Origin of the sequence: Burkholderia lata (assembly GCF_000012945.1) — a bacterium.
Taxonomy (GTDB): Bacteria; Pseudomonadota; Gammaproteobacteria; order Burkholderiales; family Burkholderiaceae; genus Burkholderia; species Burkholderia lata.
Window position 1 is genome coordinate 2,257,727 of sequence record NC_007510.1, and the last position, 17,837, is coordinate 2,275,563.

At 67.6% G+C, this 17,837-nt stretch carries 13 protein-coding genes and 2 tRNA genes; 9 read left to right on the plus strand and 6 right to left on the minus strand.

Annotation, left to right across the window (positions count from 1 at the left end; translation table 11 throughout):
- The first annotated feature begins 18 nt into the window (after positions 1–18).
- The 5 genes from BCEP18194_RS16100 to BCEP18194_RS16120 all read left to right on the plus strand — a co-directional run bounded on the left by BCEP18194_RS16100 (position 19) and on the right by BCEP18194_RS16120 (position 3,826).
- Complete coding sequence (locus tag BCEP18194_RS16100; RefSeq protein ID WP_041492869.1) at positions 19–1,587, plus strand: protein adenylyltransferase SelO; 1,569 nt, start codon at positions 19–21, stop codon at positions 1,585–1,587.
- A gap of 44 nt (positions 1,588–1,631) precedes the next feature.
- A complete protein-coding gene (msrB, locus tag BCEP18194_RS16105) occupies positions 1,632–2,063 on the plus strand; it encodes a peptide-methionine (R)-S-oxide reductase MsrB (protein ID WP_011352349.1) in 432 nt (143 codons plus the stop codon).
- Positions 2,064–2,184: 121 nt separating this feature from the next.
- Positions 2,185–2,715, plus strand: coding sequence for a septation protein A (locus BCEP18194_RS16110; RefSeq protein WP_011352350.1), 531 nt, complete (start codon positions 2,185–2,187; stop codon positions 2,713–2,715).
- A gap of 1 nt (position 2,716) precedes the next feature.
- Entirely contained in the window at positions 2,717–3,025 is a 309-nt protein-coding gene (locus tag BCEP18194_RS16115) for a BolA family protein (RefSeq protein ID WP_011352351.1), read from the plus strand.
- 18 nt (positions 3,026–3,043) lie between these two features.
- Positions 3,044–3,826 (plus strand): peptidylprolyl isomerase, encoded by a 783-nt coding sequence (locus BCEP18194_RS16120; RefSeq protein ID WP_011352352.1) that lies wholly within the window; start codon positions 3,044–3,046, stop codon positions 3,824–3,826.
- A 171-nt stretch (positions 3,827–3,997) separates the two neighbouring features.
- Here BCEP18194_RS16120 and BCEP18194_RS16125 read toward each other — a convergent pair whose 3' ends face one another.
- Both BCEP18194_RS16125 and purL read right to left on the minus strand, forming a co-directional pair.
- Positions 3,998–4,543, minus strand: coding sequence for a GNAT family N-acetyltransferase (locus tag BCEP18194_RS16125; protein ID WP_011352353.1), 546 nt, complete (start codon positions 4,541–4,543; stop codon positions 3,998–4,000).
- 5 nt (positions 4,544–4,548) lie between these two features.
- Positions 4,549–8,613: a phosphoribosylformylglycinamidine synthase gene (purL, locus tag BCEP18194_RS16130; RefSeq protein ID WP_011352354.1), complete on the minus strand. Its 4,065-nt coding sequence runs from the start codon at positions 8,611–8,613 to the stop codon at positions 4,549–4,551.
- A 331-nt stretch (positions 8,614–8,944) separates the two neighbouring features.
- Between purL and BCEP18194_RS16135 the strand changes: the two genes are divergently transcribed.
- From BCEP18194_RS16135 to pgi, 3 genes are all read left to right on the plus strand, one after another.
- A complete protein-coding gene (locus BCEP18194_RS16135) occupies positions 8,945–10,246 on the plus strand; it encodes an FAD-dependent oxidoreductase (RefSeq protein ID WP_011352355.1) in 1,302 nt (433 codons plus the stop codon).
- Between the two features lie 52 nt (positions 10,247–10,298).
- The gene (locus tag BCEP18194_RS16140) at positions 10,299–11,843 is read left to right on the plus strand and encodes an NAD(P)H-hydrate dehydratase (protein WP_011352356.1); all 1,545 of its coding nucleotides are present in this window, start codon (positions 10,299–10,301) and stop codon (positions 11,841–11,843) included.
- A 111-nt stretch (positions 11,844–11,954) separates the two neighbouring features.
- Positions 11,955–13,577 (plus strand): glucose-6-phosphate isomerase, encoded by a 1,623-nt coding sequence (gene pgi / locus BCEP18194_RS16145; RefSeq protein WP_041492870.1) that lies wholly within the window; start codon positions 11,955–11,957, stop codon positions 13,575–13,577.
- Positions 13,578–13,637: 60 nt separating this feature from the next.
- Here pgi and BCEP18194_RS16150 read toward each other — a convergent pair whose 3' ends face one another.
- On the minus strand, positions 13,638–14,351 hold the full coding sequence (locus BCEP18194_RS16150; RefSeq protein WP_011352358.1) for an ABC transporter ATP-binding protein: 714 nt from the start codon (positions 14,349–14,351) through the stop codon (positions 13,638–13,640).
- Here BCEP18194_RS16150 and BCEP18194_RS16155 point away from each other — a divergent pair.
- Entirely contained in the window at positions 14,350–15,024 is a 675-nt protein-coding gene (locus BCEP18194_RS16155; RefSeq protein WP_011352359.1) for an arylesterase, read from the plus strand. The genes BCEP18194_RS16150 and BCEP18194_RS16155 overlap by 2 nt on opposite strands.
- A gap of 73 nt (positions 15,025–15,097) precedes the next feature.
- Here the strand turns inward: BCEP18194_RS16155 and BCEP18194_RS16160 are convergent, their stop codons facing one another.
- The 3 genes from BCEP18194_RS16160 to BCEP18194_RS16170 all read right to left on the minus strand — a co-directional run bounded on the left by BCEP18194_RS16160 (position 15,098) and on the right by BCEP18194_RS16170 (position 17,666).
- Positions 15,098–17,032 carry a SurA N-terminal domain-containing protein gene (locus BCEP18194_RS16160; protein WP_011352360.1) on the minus strand — a complete coding sequence of 645 codons (1,935 nt, stop codon included), beginning with the start codon at positions 17,030–17,032 and terminating at the stop codon, positions 15,098–15,100.
- Between the two features lie 458 nt (positions 17,033–17,490).
- Positions 17,491–17,567 (minus strand) — tRNA-Asp (locus BCEP18194_RS16165).
- 23 nt (positions 17,568–17,590) lie between these two features.
- Positions 17,591–17,666: transfer RNA gene (locus tag BCEP18194_RS16170), tRNA-Val, on the minus strand.
- Positions 17,667–17,837 lie beyond the last annotated feature (171 nt).

Consider the following 17,837-nt stretch of genomic DNA (forward strand, 5'->3'; position numbering starts at 1 on the left):
TACCCAGAGGCGCTCAACATGTCGTTTTCCCGAAGCGCAGCCGATGCGGCTGACACCCTCCCCGACCTCGCCGCCACGCTCGGCGAGCCCGCCGTTGGCGCATTCGTCACGCTCGGCGACGCGTTTCATACACGGCTGCCGGCCGCGCCGCTTGCGGCGCCGTACGTCGTCGGCTTTTCCGGCGAAGTCGCGCAACTGCTCGACCTGCCGCCGTCGATCGCCGCGCAGCCCGGCTTCGCCGAGCTGTTCGCCGGCAACCCGACGCGCGACTGGCCTGCCAACGCGATGCCGTATGCATCGGTGTATTCCGGCCACCAGTTCGGCGTGTGGGCCGGCCAGCTCGGCGACGGCCGCGCGCTGACGATCGGCGAGCGCACCGGCACGGACGGCCGCCGCTACGAGCTGCAGCTGAAAGGCAGCGGCCGCACGCCGTATTCGCGGATGGGCGACGGCCGCGCGGTGCTGCGCTCGTCGATCCGCGAATTCCTGTGCTCGGAAGCGATGCATCACCTCGGCATCCCGACCACGCGCGCACTGACGGTGATCGGTTCCGACCAGCCGGTGGTGCGCGAAGAGATCGAGACGTCGGCCGTCGTCACGCGCGTGTCGGAGAGCTTCGTGCGCTTCGGCCACTTCGAGCACTTCTTCTCGAACGATCGCCCCGACCTGCTGCGCCAGCTCGCCGATCACGTGATCGACCGCTTCTATCCGGAGTGCCGCCGCGCCGACGATCCGTACCTCGCGCTGCTCGAAGCCGCGACGCTGCGCACGGCCGATCTCGTCGCGCAGTGGCAGGCCGTCGGCTTCTGTCATGGCGTGATGAACACCGACAACATGTCGATCCTCGGCGTGACGATCGACTACGGCCCGTTCGGCTTCGTCGATGCGTTCGACGCGAACCACATCTGCAACCACTCGGATACGAGCGGCCGCTACGCCTACCGGATGCAGCCGCGCATCGCGCACTGGAACTGCTATTGCCTCGCGCAGGCGCTGCTGCCGCTGATCGGCCTGCAGCACGGCATCGACGACGACGATGCGCGCGCCGAACGTGCAGTGGAGGATGCGCAGGCCGTGCTCGCGAAGTTCCCGGAACGGTTCGGCCCCGCGCTCGAACGTGCGATGCGCGCGAAGCTCGGCCTCGAGCTCGAACGCGAGAGCGATGCCGAGCTCGCCAACAAGCTGCTCGAGACGATGCATGCGAGCCATGCGGATTTCACGCTGACGTTCCGCCGGCTCGCGCAGATCTCGAAGCACGACGCGAGCCGCGACGCACCCGTGCGCGACCTGTTCATCGACCGCGACGCGTTCGATGCGTGGGCGAACCTCTACCGCGCGCGCCTGTCCGAGGAAACGCGCGACGATGCGGCACGTGCAGCCGCGATGAACCGCGTGAACCCGAAATACGTGTTGCGCAACCATCTCGCCGAAGTCGCGATCCGGCGCGCAAAGGAAAAGGATTTTTCGGAAGTCGAGCGGCTCGCGCAGATTCTGCGTCGGCCGTTCGACGAACAACCGGAGCATGAAGCGTACGCGGCGTTGCCGCCCGACTGGGCCGGGTCGCTCGAAGTGAGCTGCTCGTCCTGAGCCCCAACCCGCGCGTATCGACCGACCGATCAGGAGAACCCCACATGTCCCACGATTCCGACGACAAGACCTTCCCGTACGAGAAGGACGACGCCGAGCTGCGCCGCCGGCTCACGCCGATGCAGTACGAAGTCACGCAGCATGCGGCCACCGAGCGTGCGTTCACCGGCGAATACACCGACACCGAAGACGACGGCATCTACAAATGCGTCGTCTGCAGCACGCCGCTGTTCGAATCCGGCTCCAAATTCCACTCGGGCTGCGGCTGGCCCAGCTACTTCAAGCCGCTCAACGGCGAGGTGATCGACGAAAAGGTCGACTACTCGCACGGGATGGTGCGTGTCGAGGTGCGCTGCAACCACTGCGGCGCGCATCTCGGCCACGTCTTCGAGGACGGCCCGCGCGACCAGACCGGTTTGCGGTACTGCATCAATTCGGCTGCGTTAAACTTCGAGTCCCGACCCGAAAACGAATGAGCGGCGCCGGGCGGATCCGCGGGGCGCCCCTCACGCCGCCCGATCCGCTCCGGCGGTGCCTGGCGGGTCCCTACAACGGTGAAAGGCCGCGCAAGCGGCCTTTTACGCAGCTGCGAGCGCCATGAAATTCCTGTTCGATCTGTTTCCGATCATCCTGTTTTTTGCCGCCTTCAAGGTCTGGGGCATCTTTACCGCTACCGCCGTCGCGATCGTCGCGACGCTGGCCCAGGTCGCATGGGTTGCCTTCCGGCACCGGAAGGTCGACACGATGCTGTGGGTCAGCCTCGGCGTGATCGTCGTTTTCGGTGGCGCCACCCTCGTCCTGCATGACGAGAAATTCATTCAATGGAAACCGACTGTGCTGTACTGGCTGTTTGCGATCGGGCTGCTCGCCGCGCGCTATGCGTTCGGCAACAACCTGATCGAGAAGATGATGGGCAAGCAGCTCACGCTGCCGCACCCCGTGTGGGACAAGCTGAACGTCGCCTGGGCGCTGTTCTTCGCGGTGCTCGGCGTCGCGAACCTGTACGTGGTGCACAACTTCACCGAATCGCAATGGGTGAACTTCAAGCTGTTCGGCACGACGGGCGCGATGGTCGTATTCATCATCCTGCAAAGCCTGTGGCTCACGAAATACCTGAAGGACGAGTGACATGACGGACGCCTTTCTCCACGCGTCGCCCGACGAACGCATCGCGCTGATCGAAGCGCGCCTCACCGCGGCGCTCGCGCCCGAATCGCTCACCGTGCGCGACGATAGCGCGCAGCACGCGGGCCATGCCGGCGCGTCCGCCGGCGGCCACTTCACGGTCACGATCGTGTCGGCCGCCTTCGCGGGCAAGCCGCGCGTCGCGCGCCACCGGCTGGTGTATGATGCGCTCGCTGATGCGATGCAGCGCGGCATTCACGCGCTCGCGATCGTGGCTTACACGCCCGAAGAATTCAACGAATCTTCAATCTAGTCTCATTAGGAATTCCCGATGATCCTGAAATCCCCCCGCCTGTGGGTCGCGGCGGCTGCTTTTGCAGCGGCACCGGCATTTGCCCAGAACATCGCCGTCGTCAACGGCACGCCGATTCCGAAGTCGCGCGCCGACGCGATGGTTGCTCAGCTCGTCCAGCAAGGCCAGACCGACAGCCCGCAACTGCAGCAGGCCGTTCGCCAGGAACTCGTGAACCGCGAAATCCTGATGCAGGAAGCGATCCGCGAAGGCATCCCGAACCGCCCGGACGTGAAGGCGCAAATCGCCGTCGCGCAGCAGACCGTCGTGCTGCGTTCGATGATCGAGAGCTTCCTGAAGAAGAACCAGCCGACCGATGCCGAAGTGAAGGCGCGTTACGACGACCTCGTCAAGGGCGCCGGCGGCAATCGTGAATACCACCTGCACCACATCCTCGTCGACAACGAGCAGCAGGCGAAGGACCTGATCGCGAAGATCAAGGCCGGCGCGAAGTTCGAGGATCTCGCGAAGCAGTACTCGAAGGATCCGGGTTCGGGCAAGAACGGCGGCGATCTCGACTGGTCCGACCCGAAGGCGTACGTGCCGGAATTCGCGGCGGCCGCGCAGAAGCTGCAGAAAGGCCAGATGACCGACACGCCGGTGAAGACGCAGTTCGGCTGGCACATCATCCGTGTCGACGACATCCGCGACATCGCCCCGCCGCCGTTCGATCAGGTGAAGGCACAGATCGCGCAGCAACTCGTGCAGCAGAAGCTGCAGGCGTTCGAGGAAGGTCTGCGCCAGCAGGCAAAAATCCAGTAACGCTGGCGCTCGTCGCCCGTGTATCGAAAAGCCGCTCTTCGGAGCGGCTTTTTTATTGCTCGCAAACTGACTGCCGGTGCATCACGATGCGCTCGCAGCCCGGCAAAAGAAAAAGGCCGCTCCAAAGAGCGGCCCTTTCCGTACCGGATTCACGCACACCGCAAGCGCCGGCTACGCGGGATAGAACACGTCGTGATAGCGAACGTCACCCGACGGCCGCGGCGCCGAATCGTCGAGCGACAGCGCGAGGAAATACTCGGGCGGCACGCCCGGGAACACGATGTCACCGGATGGCGCAAAGCCGAACCGCGTGTAATACGCGGGTTCGCCGAGCAGCACGCAGCCGCGCGCGCCAATCCGGCGCAACGCGTCGAGCCCCGTGCGCACCAACCCTGCACCGATGCTCTGCCGCTGGCAGTCGGGCAGCACCGCGAGCGGGGCCAGCCCGTACCAGCCCTGGCTGCCGGACAGTTCGCCGCCGATCGACACCGGCGAGAACGCAACATGCCCGATCAGGCGGCCGTCGCGCTCCGCGACGAGCGAGACGCTCAACGCACCGTCCGCACGCAGCGTATCGACGATCCGCCGTTCGAACTGCCCGCCTTCCGGCTCGCCCGCGAACGCCGCGACGATCACGCGACCGATCGCGTCGCCCTCGCTTGCGCGCTGGTCGCGCAGCGTGACGACCTCGACCGGTGCGTTCGGGTCGAACATCATCCCGATCAGCCGATCCAGCGGCGCGCGTTGCGGAACACGCGCATCCACGGGCTCGCTTCACCCCAGCTTTCCGGGTGCCAGCTCATCGCGACCGTACGATGCACACGCTCCATGTGCGGCATCAGCACCGAGAAGCGGCCGTCGGCCGTCGTGACCGACGTGATGCCGGCCGGCGAGCCGTTCGGGTTGAACGGATAGCCCTCGGTCGCTTCGCCGCGGTGGTCGACGAAACGCATCGCGACCGCGACGCGATCGATGTCGCCCTGCTGCGAGAAGTCTGCATAGCCTTCGCCGTGCGCGACCGCGACCGGAATCCGCGAGCCTTCCATCCCCGCGAAGAAGATCGACGGCGACTTTTCCACTTCGACGAACGAGAAGCGCGCCTCGAACTGCTCGGACTTGTTGCGCGTGAACTTCGGCCACGCTTCCGCGCCCGGAATCATCGACGCGATGCTCGACAGCATCTGGCAGCCGTTGCAGATGCCGAGGGCGAACGTGTCCGGACGCGCGAAGAACGCCGAGAACATGTCGGCGAGGTTCGCGTTGAAACGGATCGTCTTCGCCCAGCCTTCGCCCGCGCCCAGCACGTCACCGTACGAGAAGCCGCCGCAGGCGACCGCACCCGCGAAATCGGCGAGCGTCGCACGGCCCGCGAGCAGGTCGCTCATGTGCACGTCGTGCGCATCGAAGCCCGCGCGATCGAACGCGTAGGCCGTTTCCAGGTGAGAGTTCACGCCCTGCTCGCGCAGGATCGCGACGCGCGGCCGTGCGCCCGTCGCGATGAACGGCGCGGCGATGTCGTCGGCCGGATCGAAGCTCAGCACCGGCGAGATGCCCGGATCGGCCACGTCGAGCAGCGCGTCGTATTCGGCATCCGCGCATGCGGGGTTGTCGCGCAGGCGCGCGATGCGCCAGCTCACTTCGCTCCATGCGCGATGGAGTTCGGTGCGCGGTGCGTCGAAGACCTTCTTCGCGTCGCGATACACCTCGATCACGTCGCGATCGTTGACCGAGCCGATCACGTGCGAGCACGCCGACAGGCCGAACTCGCGCAGCGCGCCGAGCACCGCGTCACGATCGGTCGCACGCACCTGGACGACAGCGCCGAGTTCTTCGGAGAACAGCGCGCGCAGCGTGCGATCTTCGCGACGGCCGCTCGTCTGCTTCGCCCAGTCCTTCGCGTCGCCGTAGTCGGATTCGTGATTCGGGTCGAGCGTCAGCATGTCGACGTTCAGCGACACGCCCGCGTGGCCCGCGAACGCCATTTCGCACACCGTCGCCCACAGGCCGCCGTCCGAGCGGTCGTGGTATGCCAGCAGCTTGTCTTGCGCATTGAGCGACTGGATCGCGTTGAAGAAACGCTTCAGGTCTTCTGCGTCGTCGACGTCCGGCGTCGTGTCGCCGACCTGCTGCGTAACCTGCGCGAAGATGCTGCCGCCCATCCGGTTCTTGCCGCGGCCGAGATCGATCGCGATCAGCACGCTGTCGCCCGCGTCGGCGATGCGGCGCAGTTGCGGCGTCAGGTGACGGCGCACATCCTCGACCGGCGCGAACGCGGAGATGATCAGCGACACCGGCGATACCACTTCCTTCGCGACGCCCTGCTCGTCCCACTTCGTCTTCATCGACAGCGAATCCTTGCCGACCGGGATGCCGATCCCGAGTGCCGGGCACAGTTCCATGCCGATCGCCTTGACCGTGTCGAACAGCGCGGCGTCCTCGCCGGCCGTGCCGCATGCAGCCATCCAGTTCGCCGACAGCTTCAGCTTGTCGAGCGACGCAATCGGCGCGCTCGCGATGTTCGTGATCGCCTCGCCGACCGCCATGCGGCCCGATGCCGGTGCATCGATCACCGCGAGCGGCGTGCGCTCGGCCATCGTCATCGCTTCGCCCTTGAAGCCCGCGTAGTCGAGCGCGGTGACCGCGCAGTCGGCCACCGGCACCTGCCACGGGCCGACCATCTGGTCGCGCACCGACGTGCCGCCAACCGAGCGGTCGCCGATCGTGATCAGGAACGACTTGCTGCCGACCGTCGGGTGCTTCAGCACGTCGACCGCGACTTCCGACAGCGCGATGCCCGTCACGTCGACCGGCACGCGCTCGGTCGCCACGCGCGTGACGTCGCGATGCATGCGCGGCGGCTTGCCGAGCAGCACTTCCATCGGCATGTCGACCGGGTATTCGTCGGCGCCCGTCGCTTCGTCGTCGACGAGCTTCAGCTGGCGTTCGTCGGTTGCGACACCGACCACCGCGAACGGGCAGCGCTCACGTGCGCAGATCGCCTCGAAGCGCGGCAGGTCGGCCGGCGCGATCGCCAGCACATAGCGCTCCTGCGCCTCGTTCGACCAGATTTCGCGCGGCGACAGGCCCGATTCCTCGAGCGCGACCTTGCGCAGCTCGAAGCGCGCGCCCTTGCCCGCACCGTCGACGATCTCGGGGAACGCGTTCGACAGGCCGCCCGCGCCGACGTCGTGGATGCTCAGGATCGGGTTTTCCGCGCCGAGCTGCCAGCAGCCGTTGATCACTTCCTGCGCGCGACGCTCGATTTCGGGGTTGCCGCGCTGCACCGAGTCGAAGTCGAGTTCGGCCGTGTTCGCGCCGGTCGCCATCGAGCTCGCGGCGCCGCCGCCCATCCCGATCCGCATGCCGGGGCCGCCGATCTGGATCAGCAGCGAGCCGGCCGGCACGTCATGCTTGTGCGTATGTTGGTCGGCGATGTTGCCGAGGCCGCCCGCGATCATGATCGGCTTGTGATAGCCCTGCACCTTCCCGCCGACGTTCTGCTCGTACACGCGGAAATAGCCGCCGAGGTTCGGACGGCCGAATTCGTTGTTGAACGCGGCGCCGCCGAGCGGGCCGTCGATCATGATCTGCAACGGCGAAGCGATGCGGTCCGGGCGGCCGTACGGGCCGTGCGCGTCGTTCGGGTTGCGCTCGCCGACCGGCTGGGCCGCGTCGCGTGCGTTTTCCCACGACTGGCGTGCGTCGGGCAGATCGAGGTTCGACACGGTGAAGCCCGTGAGGCCGGCCTTCGGACGCGCACCGCGGCCCGTCGCGCCTTCGTCGCGGATCTCGCCGCCCGCGCCGGTCGCCGCACCCGGGAACGGCGAGATCGCCGTCGGGTGGTTGTGCGTCTCGACCTTCATCAGCGTGTGCGTGAGCTCGGTGTGGCGGCCGTAGCGCTCGCCCGGCTCGCCGGCCGCGCCCGCGTTGCGCGGGAACCAGCGTTCGGCTTCGGCGCCGACCATGATCGACGAGTTGTCCGAATACGCGACGATCGTGCCCTGCGGGTTCAGCTTTTCGGTGTTGCGGATCATCGCGAACAGCGACATGTCCTGCGCTTCGCCGTCGATCGTCCACTGCGCGTTGAAGATCTTGTGGCGGCAGTGCTCGCTGTTCGCCTGCGCGAACATCATCAGTTCCACGTCGGTCGGGTTGCGTTCGAGCTTGCGGAACGCGTCGACCAGGTAGTCGATCTCGTCGTCGGCGAGCGCGAGGCCCAGCTCGACGTTCGCGCGTTCGAGCGCACCACGGCCGACGCCCAGCACGTCGACGCTCGCGAGCGGCTTGGCCGGCAGTTCGTCGAACAGGTGCTTCGCGTCGTCACGCGCCGCGACCACGCTTTCGGTCATCCGGTCATGCAGCGCGGCTGCGACGGCCGCGCGAGCGTCGTCCGACAGCGCCTTCTTGCCGCCGAGCAGGCCCGACTTCAGCGTGACCGTGAACTCGACGCCGCGCTCGATGCGGCGCACCTGCGTGAGGCCGCAGTGCTGCGCGATGTCGGTCGCCTTGCTCGCCCACGGCGAGACCGTGCCGAAGCGCGGCAGCACGACGAAGGTCTCGGCCGTGCCCTTCTCGGTCGCCGGCTCGAACGGCGCGCCGTAGTGCATCAGCGCGTCGATGCGCGCGCTGTCGTCGGCCGACAGCGGCTCGGCCGCATTGACGAAGTGCAGGAACTGCCCGCGCACCGCGACGATGTTGGCGTCGATTTGCTTGAGCGTGTCGAGCAGACGGGTTTGACGGAAATCGGAGAGGGCCGAAGCGCCGGGAAAACACGAGAAGTGAGCCATGGGCTGGACTGACGTCGATGAGTCGCGCGAGGTGGCGACGTGGGGCGAAAGGAAGGCCGTAATTATACCCGGAAGTCGGTCGCCCCAGACCGGCCAATCGGTAGCCCGCATGCACCGCAACGGTGCCGCGGTGTGCGCCGCCCACGGGCCGCCCGCCAGGCCGCCCCGCGCGGGCGCGGCAGCCGGCGGCCGTGGCGCGGCCGCACGGTCCGTGCTCGCCCGGCGCCGGTTCCCGCGATTTTGGCGCTATCATTCCGGGTTCACCGGGCCGGGGCCCTCAGCGAATTCTCACCGGGTGGCGCACACGCGCCGCCCGTCATCGAAGCAATCCATGGATGTCATCGTCATCGGCGGCGGAATCAGCGGCGTCGCCACCGCCTACCAGTTGCGCGCGGCCGGCCATCGCGTGTGCGTGGTCGAACGCCACGCGACCGTCGCGCAAGGTGCAACCTACGGCGACGGCGGCGCACTGCTGCCGAGCCCGCTCGACGTCTGGTTCGGCCCGACCTTCATGCGCCAGCGCCAGCCGCGCGACACCGGCATCGTCTACAAGCCGGGCTTCAACGGCGGCGTGCGCCGCTTCGTCAAGCAGCTCGGCACGCTGCGCGAGCCCGACGCGTTCGCCGCCCAGTACGCGCGGCTGCGCCCGCTGATCGACGCGTCGCGCGACACGCTCGCCGACATCGAGACGCGCCTCGAGCTCGAATTCGAACAGAAGCCCGGCATCCTGCACGTGGTGCGCGACCCGCGCGACTGGGACGCGATGCAGCCCGCGCTCGACCTGCTGCGCACGCTCGACCAGCCGTACCGCCTGCTCTCCGCCGACGAATGCGCGGTGCTCGAGCCGTCCGTGCCGGCCGAGCCCGGCTTCGCCGGCGGCGTGCTGCTCGAAACCGAACGCACCGGCAATTGCCCGCTGTTCGCGAAACTGGTCAAGCAGACGCTCGACGAGCATGGCGTGCAGTTTCGCTTCGGCGCGGAAGTCGCCGCGATCCGCGTCGATACCGGCCGCGCCGCGGTCGAGCTCGTCCCGCCCGGCGACCGGCGCGCGTCGAACGCTCGCGAGGTCGACGTGATTTCCGCCGATGCGATCGTGGTCGCCGCCGGCGCCGGCAGCCTGCCGCTGCTCGACCGGCTCGGCTGGCGCCTGCCGCTGCACCCGGTGCGCGTCCATACGCTCACCGCACCGGTCGCCTACGAAGAACACGCACCGCACCTGAACGTCATCGATTCGATCAAGCGGATCTCGATCACGCGCACCCACCAGCGGCTGCGCGTCGGCGGCGGCGCCGTACTGCAAAGCCTGCCCGACACCGCGAAGCCGCTCGCCGAACCGCTGTCCGAGGCCGCACTCGCGCTGCTCGGCCAGGCCGTCCACGACTGGGTGCCCGGCGCCGCGCGGATCTCGGCCGCGCTGTCGTGGCAAGGCACGCAGTTGCTGTCACCGGACGGCCTGCCGGTCGTCGGTCCGACCCCGCATCCGCGCGTGTTCGTCAATTTCGGGCACGGCCCGGCCGGCTGGGGGCTCGCATGCGGGTCTGCTAAAGTGGTGACCGACTACCTGGGCGGCGACGTGCAGCACTGGCCCGCCGACACGCTCGCCGCGCTGCGCGCCGGGCGCTTCACGACCTGACCGCCGCGGGCCCGTCCGCGGCGGCCTCCTTGCCAGCCGCCACGACCCCGCGATGACCGTTACCCGCCCGCTCCCCGATTCCGATCCGATCGCGCTGCTGCGCGTCGCCGACCTGCGCACGGCCGAAGCCGACGCCGCGGCGGCGCTGCCGCCGCATACGCTGATGGGTCGCGCCGGCGCCGCCGCCGCGCACTGGCTGTCCGAGCGCATGGCCGGCGACGACCGCCCCGTGTGGTTCGCGGTCGGCCCCGGCAACAACGGCGGCGACGCGCTGGTTGCCGCCGCTCACCTCCAGCAGCTTGGCGTCGCCACGCAAGCATGGATGCCGGTGCCGGTGAAACCGGACGACGCCCAATGGGCGCTCGGCCTCGCGCGCGCAGCCGGCGTGCCGCTGTCCGCCTCGCCACCTGCTTCACTCGACGGCTATGCATGGGTCGTCGACGGGCTGTTCGGCATCGGTCTCGGCCGCGCGCTCGACGGCGCGTTCGCGGAGCAGGCCGCGCGCATCGCCGCGCATGCGCGCAGCGGCGGCCATGTGCTCGCGCTCGATGTCCCGAGCGGGCTCGACAGCGATACGGGCCAGATCGTGGGCGCAGGCGTCGCTGTCGCCGCCACCCATACGCTCACCTTCATCGCCGCGAAGCCCGGCCTCTACACCGGCGAGGGCCGCGATCTCGCCGGCGAGATCGACGTCGCATCGCTCGACGTCGCGCCACCCGCCGCGCCGGCCATCGTGCTGAACGCGCCCGCCCGATTCGCCGCCGCCCTGCCCGCGCGCGCATTCGCGTCCCACAAGGGCACGTTCGGCAGCCTCGCGGTGCTCGGCGGCGACACAGGCATGTGCGGCGCGCCGATCCTGGCCGCCCGCGCCGCGCTGTTCGCCGGTGCCGGCAAGGTGCACGTCGGCTTCCTCGGCGCCGGCGCACCGCCGTACGACCCACCGTTCCCCGAACTGATGCTGCATCCGGTCGACGGCCTCGATCTCGATGCGATGACCGCCATCGCGGCCGGCTGCGGGCTCGGCACGCGCGAAGCTGCGGCGACGCTCGTGCGCGACGTGCTCGCGCACGATGCCGCAACGCTGCTCGATGCCGATGCGCTGAACCTCGTCGCGACACATGCCGACCTCGCGACCGCCGTCGCCACGCGCGGTACGCGCGGCAATCCGTGCGTGCTGACGCCGCATCCGCTCGAAGCCGCCCGGCTGCTCGGCAGCGACACGGCGACGATCCAGCGTGACCGCGTCGCGGCCGCGCAGGCGCTCGCGGCACGTTATGCGGCGCACGTCGTACTGAAAGGCTCGGGCACGGTGATTGCGGCGCCCGACGGCCGCGTGACGATCAATCCGACCGGCAACGCCGCGCTCGCTACGGGCGGCACCGGCGATGTGCTCGGCGGCCTGATCGGCGCAATGCTCGCGCAGCGCGTCGCACCATACGAAGCGGCGCTCGCGGGCGTCTACCTGCACGGCCTCGCGGCCGACACGCTGACCGCACACGGCACCGGCCCGGCCGGGCTCACGGCCGGCGAACTCGCGCCGATGGTGCGCACGCTGATCAATCGCCTTTTTTATGCGTCGCCGCGCGCCGACACGTAACGCCGCTATACTGACTGCCCCGCCGCACGGCGGGCCCTCTCGTCCGCCGGCCTTCCGATCCCGATGAGCCGGCGCGGCATTCCTCCCGATTCACGCTTCACTCGAACCGCCATGACGCTGAATTCGCTCCCCGCCTGGACTGCCCTTCAATCCCACTTCGAGCAAATCCGCCACGCTCGCCTGCGCGACTGGTTCGCGCCGGAAAACGACCACACGCCGACGCGTGCCGAACGCTTCACGATTCCGGGCGGCGGTATCGCGGCCGATTTCTCGAAGAACCGCATCAACGACGACACGCTGCGCCTGCTCGTACAGCTCGCGCGCGACGCGGGCGTCGAAGCCCGCCGCGACGCGATGTTCGCGGGCGAGATCGTCAACCCGACCGAAGGCCGGGCCGCGCTGCACACCGCACTGCGCGCGACCGATCCGCAAGCACCGTTCCACGCACAGATCAGCGCCGAGCGCGCGAAGATGGCGACCTTCGCGCGCGCCGTGCGCAGCGGCACGTGGACGGGCTACACCGGCAAGCGCATCCGCCACGTGATCAATATCGGCATCGGCGGTTCCGACCTCGGGCCGAAGATGGTCGTGCATGCGCTGCACCACGTCGCGACGCCCGAAATCACCACGCACTTCGTGTCGAACGTCGACGGCGCCGATCTCGCGCGCGTGCTCGAACAGGTCGATCCCGAGGAAACGCTCGCGATCATCGTGTCGAAGACCTTCACGACGCTCGAGACGATGACGAACGCACGCTCGCTGCGCGACTGGTTCGTCGCGCGCGGCTGCCCCGAGGACGCGCTCGCGAAGCACTTCGTCGGCGTATCGGCGAATCCGGCCGAAGTCGTGAAGTTCGGCATCGCCGCGGACAACGTGTTCGAAATGTGGGACTGGGTTGGCGGCCGCTATTCGCTGTGGTCGGCTGTCGGCCTGTCGATCATGATCGCGATCGGCCCCGAGCAGTTCGACGAGCTGCTGGCCGGCGCGAACGACATGGACCGTCATTTCCGTGAAGCGCCGCTCGAGCGCAACCTGCCCGTGCTGCTCGGCCTGATCGGCATCTGGTACCGGAATTTCTTCGGTTCGCAAAGCTATCTCGTCGCGCCGTATTCGGAAGCGCTGCACTACCTGCCGTCGTACCTGCAGCAGCTCGAAATGGAGAGCAACGGCAAATCCGCGCGCCTGGACGGCACCTTCGTCGACTACCCGACGTCGGCCGTCACGTGGGGCGAACCGGGCACCAACGGCCAGCATGCGTTCTTCCAGATGCTGCACCAGGGGCCGACGATCGTGCCGATCGACTTCATCGCGGTGCTGACGCCCGAGCATCCGCTCGCGAGCCATCATCCGAAGCTGCTGGCGAACTGCTTTGCGCAGAGCGAGGCACTGATGCTCGGCCGCACGCTCGACGAAGCGCGCAAGGTCGCAGGTCCGGGCAAGGAAGCGCTCGCGCCGCACCTGACGTTCCCGGGCAACCGCCCGACGACGACGCTGCTCGTCGATGCGCTGACGCCGCGCACGCTCGGCGCGCTGATCGCGCTGTACGAACACAAGGTGCTCGTGCAGGCAACGGTGTGGGACATCAATCCGTTCGACCAATGGGGCGTCGAGCTCGGCAAGATTCTCGGCAAGGTGGTGGAAGCCGACCTGTCGGCCGAGTCGATCGATCCGGCGAAGCACGACTCGTCGACCACTGCGCTGATCGAGCGCGCCCGCGCAGCGTTGAAGCGCTGACGCAACGGCGACATGCCGATGCCGGCCGCGCAGCCCTGCCTGCGCGGCCGGCCGCTAAATTCAGGTGCCGCGTTGCTCCGCATGCGGCTCGACGATGCGTCCCGCGTCGATCGTCACAGTCGTCGCGCAGCGGCGCGCGAGCTCGACATCGTGCGTGACGAGCACGAGCGTGGCACCATGCGTGCGGTTCAGTTCGAACATCAGGTCGATGACCGCATGGCCCGTAGCCGCATCGAGGCTGCCGGTCGGCTCGTCGGCGAACAGGATCGCCGGGCGCGTGACGAATGCGCGCGCAAGCGCGACACGCTGCTGTTCGCCCCCGGACAACAGCTTCGGATAATGCGCGGTGCGCTCGCCGAGACCGACCTGCACGAGCAGCGCCCGGGCACGATCGGCGGCGTCACGCGCGCTGATACCGCCCTGCAGCTCGAGCGGCAGCATCACGTTCTCGAGCGCCGTGAGGTGCGGCATCAACTGGAACGACTGGAACACGAACCCGACTGCGCCGTTGCGCAGTGCCGCGCGCGCATCCTCGTCGAGCTGGTCGAGCGCGCGACCGAGCAGGCGAACCGTGCCGCTCGTTGCGCTGTCCAACCCTGCAAGCAGGCCGAGCAGCGTCGATTTACCCGACCCCGACGCGCCGACGATCGCGAGGCTGCTGCCTGGCTGCACGGCGAGCGTGATGCCGTCGAGGATCGTCAGCTCGCCCGTTGCATCGGCGACCCGCTTGCACACGTCATGGACTTCGATGATCGGATCGGTAATCTTGAACATGGACACGACATTTCGCTGGAAAAGACGCGCGGCGTTCGCCGCGCTGCTGGGCACCCTGCTGGCCGCCACCGTATCGGCACGCGCTGCGACGACGCCGGCCGCGACATCGGGCCAGCCCGTGATCGTCGTGCTCGGCGACAGCCTGTCGGCCGAATACGGGTTGCCGCGCGACACCGGCTGGGTGGCATTGCTGCGGCAACGGCTCACGACCGAGCGAATCGATTATAGCGTCGCGAACGCCAGCGTCAGCGGCGACACCACGAGCGGCGGCCGAGCGCGGCTGCCCGCGGTGCTGCAACGGCTCAAGCCGTCGATCGTCGTCGTCGAGCTCGGGTCGAACGATGCGCTGCGCGGCGTGCCGCTCGCCACGACCGAGCAGAACCTGCGCGACATCATCGCCGGCGCGCGGCAGGCGCGGGCGAAGGTCGTGCTGGTCGGCATGTACGTGCCACCCAATTACGGCCCCGACTACACGCAGAAGTTCCACGCCGTCTATACGCGGCTGTCGAAGGATCTCGGCGTGCCGCTCGTGCCGTTCCTGCTGGCCGGCATCGAGAACAAGCCGGAGTTGTTCCAGGCCGACCAGATGCATCCTGCGCAGCAGGCGCAGGGCATTCTGCTCGACAACGTCTGGCCGGCGCTGAAACCGCTGCTCGGCAAGCCGCGCGGCTGACGCCACCGCCCCGCCCGGAAAACAAAAAGCCCCGCATGAAGCGGGGCTTTTTTTGTTGCGTGCGAAACGACGCTCAGTTGTCGCCGTCCTGCGACTGGCCGGCCGTCGAGCCGTACAGCTTCACCTTCGAGCGATCGCGCAGCGCGGCGAGATACGCTTCGCCTTCGCTTTGCGCGTCGACCTGCGCCATCTGCTGCTGCGCGGCCGCCAGTTGCTGCGGATCGACCGCCGAACCCGGGATCACCGCGTTCACACGGTAGATCGCGTAGCCGTCTGCGCCGAGATCGACACCGACGTACGCGGGCAGCGTCTTCGCGTCGACCTTGTACACAGCGCTCAGCGCAGCCGGCGTCAGGCCCTGCGACTGCGTGCGCGAGACCTTCTGCGCGGCGGCGAACCCGTCGGCCGACTTCGACTTCTGCAGTTCGGCGAGCTTCGCCACGCCGTCCTTCTTCGCGAGTTCAGCAGCCTGCTCGGCGACGACCTTCTGGCGCACGACGTCCTTGATCGCGTCGAGCGCGGGCACGGCAGCCGGCTTGTAGTCGGTCACGCGCGCCGAGATCAGCGTGTTGTTGCCGATGTCGATCGCCTGCGTGTTGTTCTGGCTCTTCACCGAGTCGTTGGCGAACACGGCGGCCAGGAACTTCGGATTGTTCAGCGGGCTCGTCGGCGGCAGCTGCGGATTCGGCGTCGGCGTGACGGTGGCCGTCTGGATCGTCAGCTTGTACTTGTCCGCGGCAGGCTGCAGCGTCTTCGCCTTTTCGTAGACGGTGGACGTGAAGCCTTCCGCGTTGTCCGTGAACGCCTTCGATGCGTACTGCTGCTTCAGTTCCGCGGCGATCTGGTCCTTCACGTCAGCGAACGGCTTGACGGCCGCCGGCTTCACTTCCGTTGCCTTCAGGATGTGGAAGCCCAGATCCGACTGCACGACACCGCTCACGTCACCCTGCTTGAGCGCGAACGCGGCATCGTCGAACGCCTTGCCGCCCGCCGTCGAGCCGCGCGTGATGAAGCCGAGGTCGCCGCCCTTCGCCGCCGACGGTGCGTCCTGCGAGCTCTTCTGCGCGACCTGCGCGAACTGGTCGGGATGCGCCTTCACGTCGGCCAGCAACTGCTCGGCCTTCGTCTTCGCTGCCGTCTTGTCGGCCGCGCTTGCGCTGCCCGGCGCAGCGATGAAGATGTGGCTCACGCGAACCTGCGCTTCGGTGCGGAAGTGCGTCGGGTTGTCGTCGTAGAACTTCTTGATGTCCGCATCGGTCGGCTGTGCGCTCGCAGCCGCTGCGGCCGGCGAATAGACGAGGTACTGGATCGTCGCGGTCTCCGGCGTCGCGAAGCTTTGCTTGTGCGCGTCATAGTACGCGGCGAGTTGCGCATCGGTCGGCTGGACCTTCGCTGCGAAGTCGCTCGTCTTCAGCACAAGCGCCTGCACTTCGCGCTGCTGCGCGGCGAGTTCGGACAGGCGTTGCGCAAGGCTCTTCGGCGTGAATGCGCTCGATACGATGCTGGCCGGAATCTGTTGCAGCGAGAGGCTGTAGCGCACGCGTTCCTGATACTGCTCGGGCGTCATTCCCTGGAACGACAGCAGTTGCGCATAGCGTTCGACGTCGATCGAGCCGTCGGGCTTCTTCAGCGACGCGATCATCGGGTCGCTCATCAGCGCGTCGCGCACGGCGTTGTCGGATGCGGTCAGGTGCAGACGTTGAGTCTCGTCGGCCAGCACGCGTTGCTGGATCAGGCCGTCGAGCACTTGCTTGCGGTGCTCGGGCGTATCGAACATCTTGATGTCGAACTGCCCGCCGAGCGCCTGACGCGCCTGGTCGATCTGCTGGCGGAACGCGCCGTCGAATTCGACCCGCGTGATCTTGTGCCCGTTGACTGCCGCGACGTTCGCGCTATCGTCGAAGAAGCCGCGGAAGCCTTGGATCCCGACGAAACCCAGCCCCGGCAACACGATCAGGAGCAGGAGCGCCATCATCAGGCGCTGGTGATTACGGAAGAAATCGAGCATGCGTGACGGGAAAATTGGACAAAACGACCGATATTACAACATACGGGGTGGGACGGGAGAAAAGCAGACGTGCTGCGGGCGAGTACGACACGGCAAGCAAGCGCAGAAAACAAAAATGCCCGCATTGCGCAGGCATTTTTGCGTGAGCGGCGGAGCGGACGGAAGTCGCCTGCATCCTGGCGGTCACATCCCCCACTCCGCGGTTGCGTGCCCGATAGCGCGTCAATCGGAAACGAAAATAAAAAAGCCCGCACAAGGCGGGCTTCTTCATTTTCTGGCGGAGCGGACGGGACTCGCCTACATCCCGCAGGCCGCGGCTGCGCTTGCAAGCGCAGCCCTTCGAGTCCCGCCGGAAGCCGCGCAGGCGGCTTCCTCCACTCCGCAGTCACGCGCCCGCAAGCGGGCGCAACGAACGATACAAATGAAAAAGCCCGCACAAGGCGGGCTTCTTCATTTTCTGGCGGAGCGGACGGGACTCGAACCCGCGACCCCCGGCGTGACAGGCCGGTATTCTAACCGACTGAACTACCGCTCCTTGGTCTGGCTGAATCGTGAAACTGGTGGGTGCTGAGGGGTTCGAACCCCCGACCTACGCCTTGTAAGGGCGCCGCTCTACCAGCTGAGCTAAGCACCCGTTTCCGATTCGTTCTGGCTGCGATCTGCGTTTCGGCATCAACAACCAGCGAGCCCGCAAGTTTAATTCATCCCCGATCATTTTGCAAAGCCCTGACGTGAATTTTTTTAACACTCGCGCGCACGATTTCAAGACGCATAAAAAAACCCGCGGCCATGCCGCGGGTTTCGT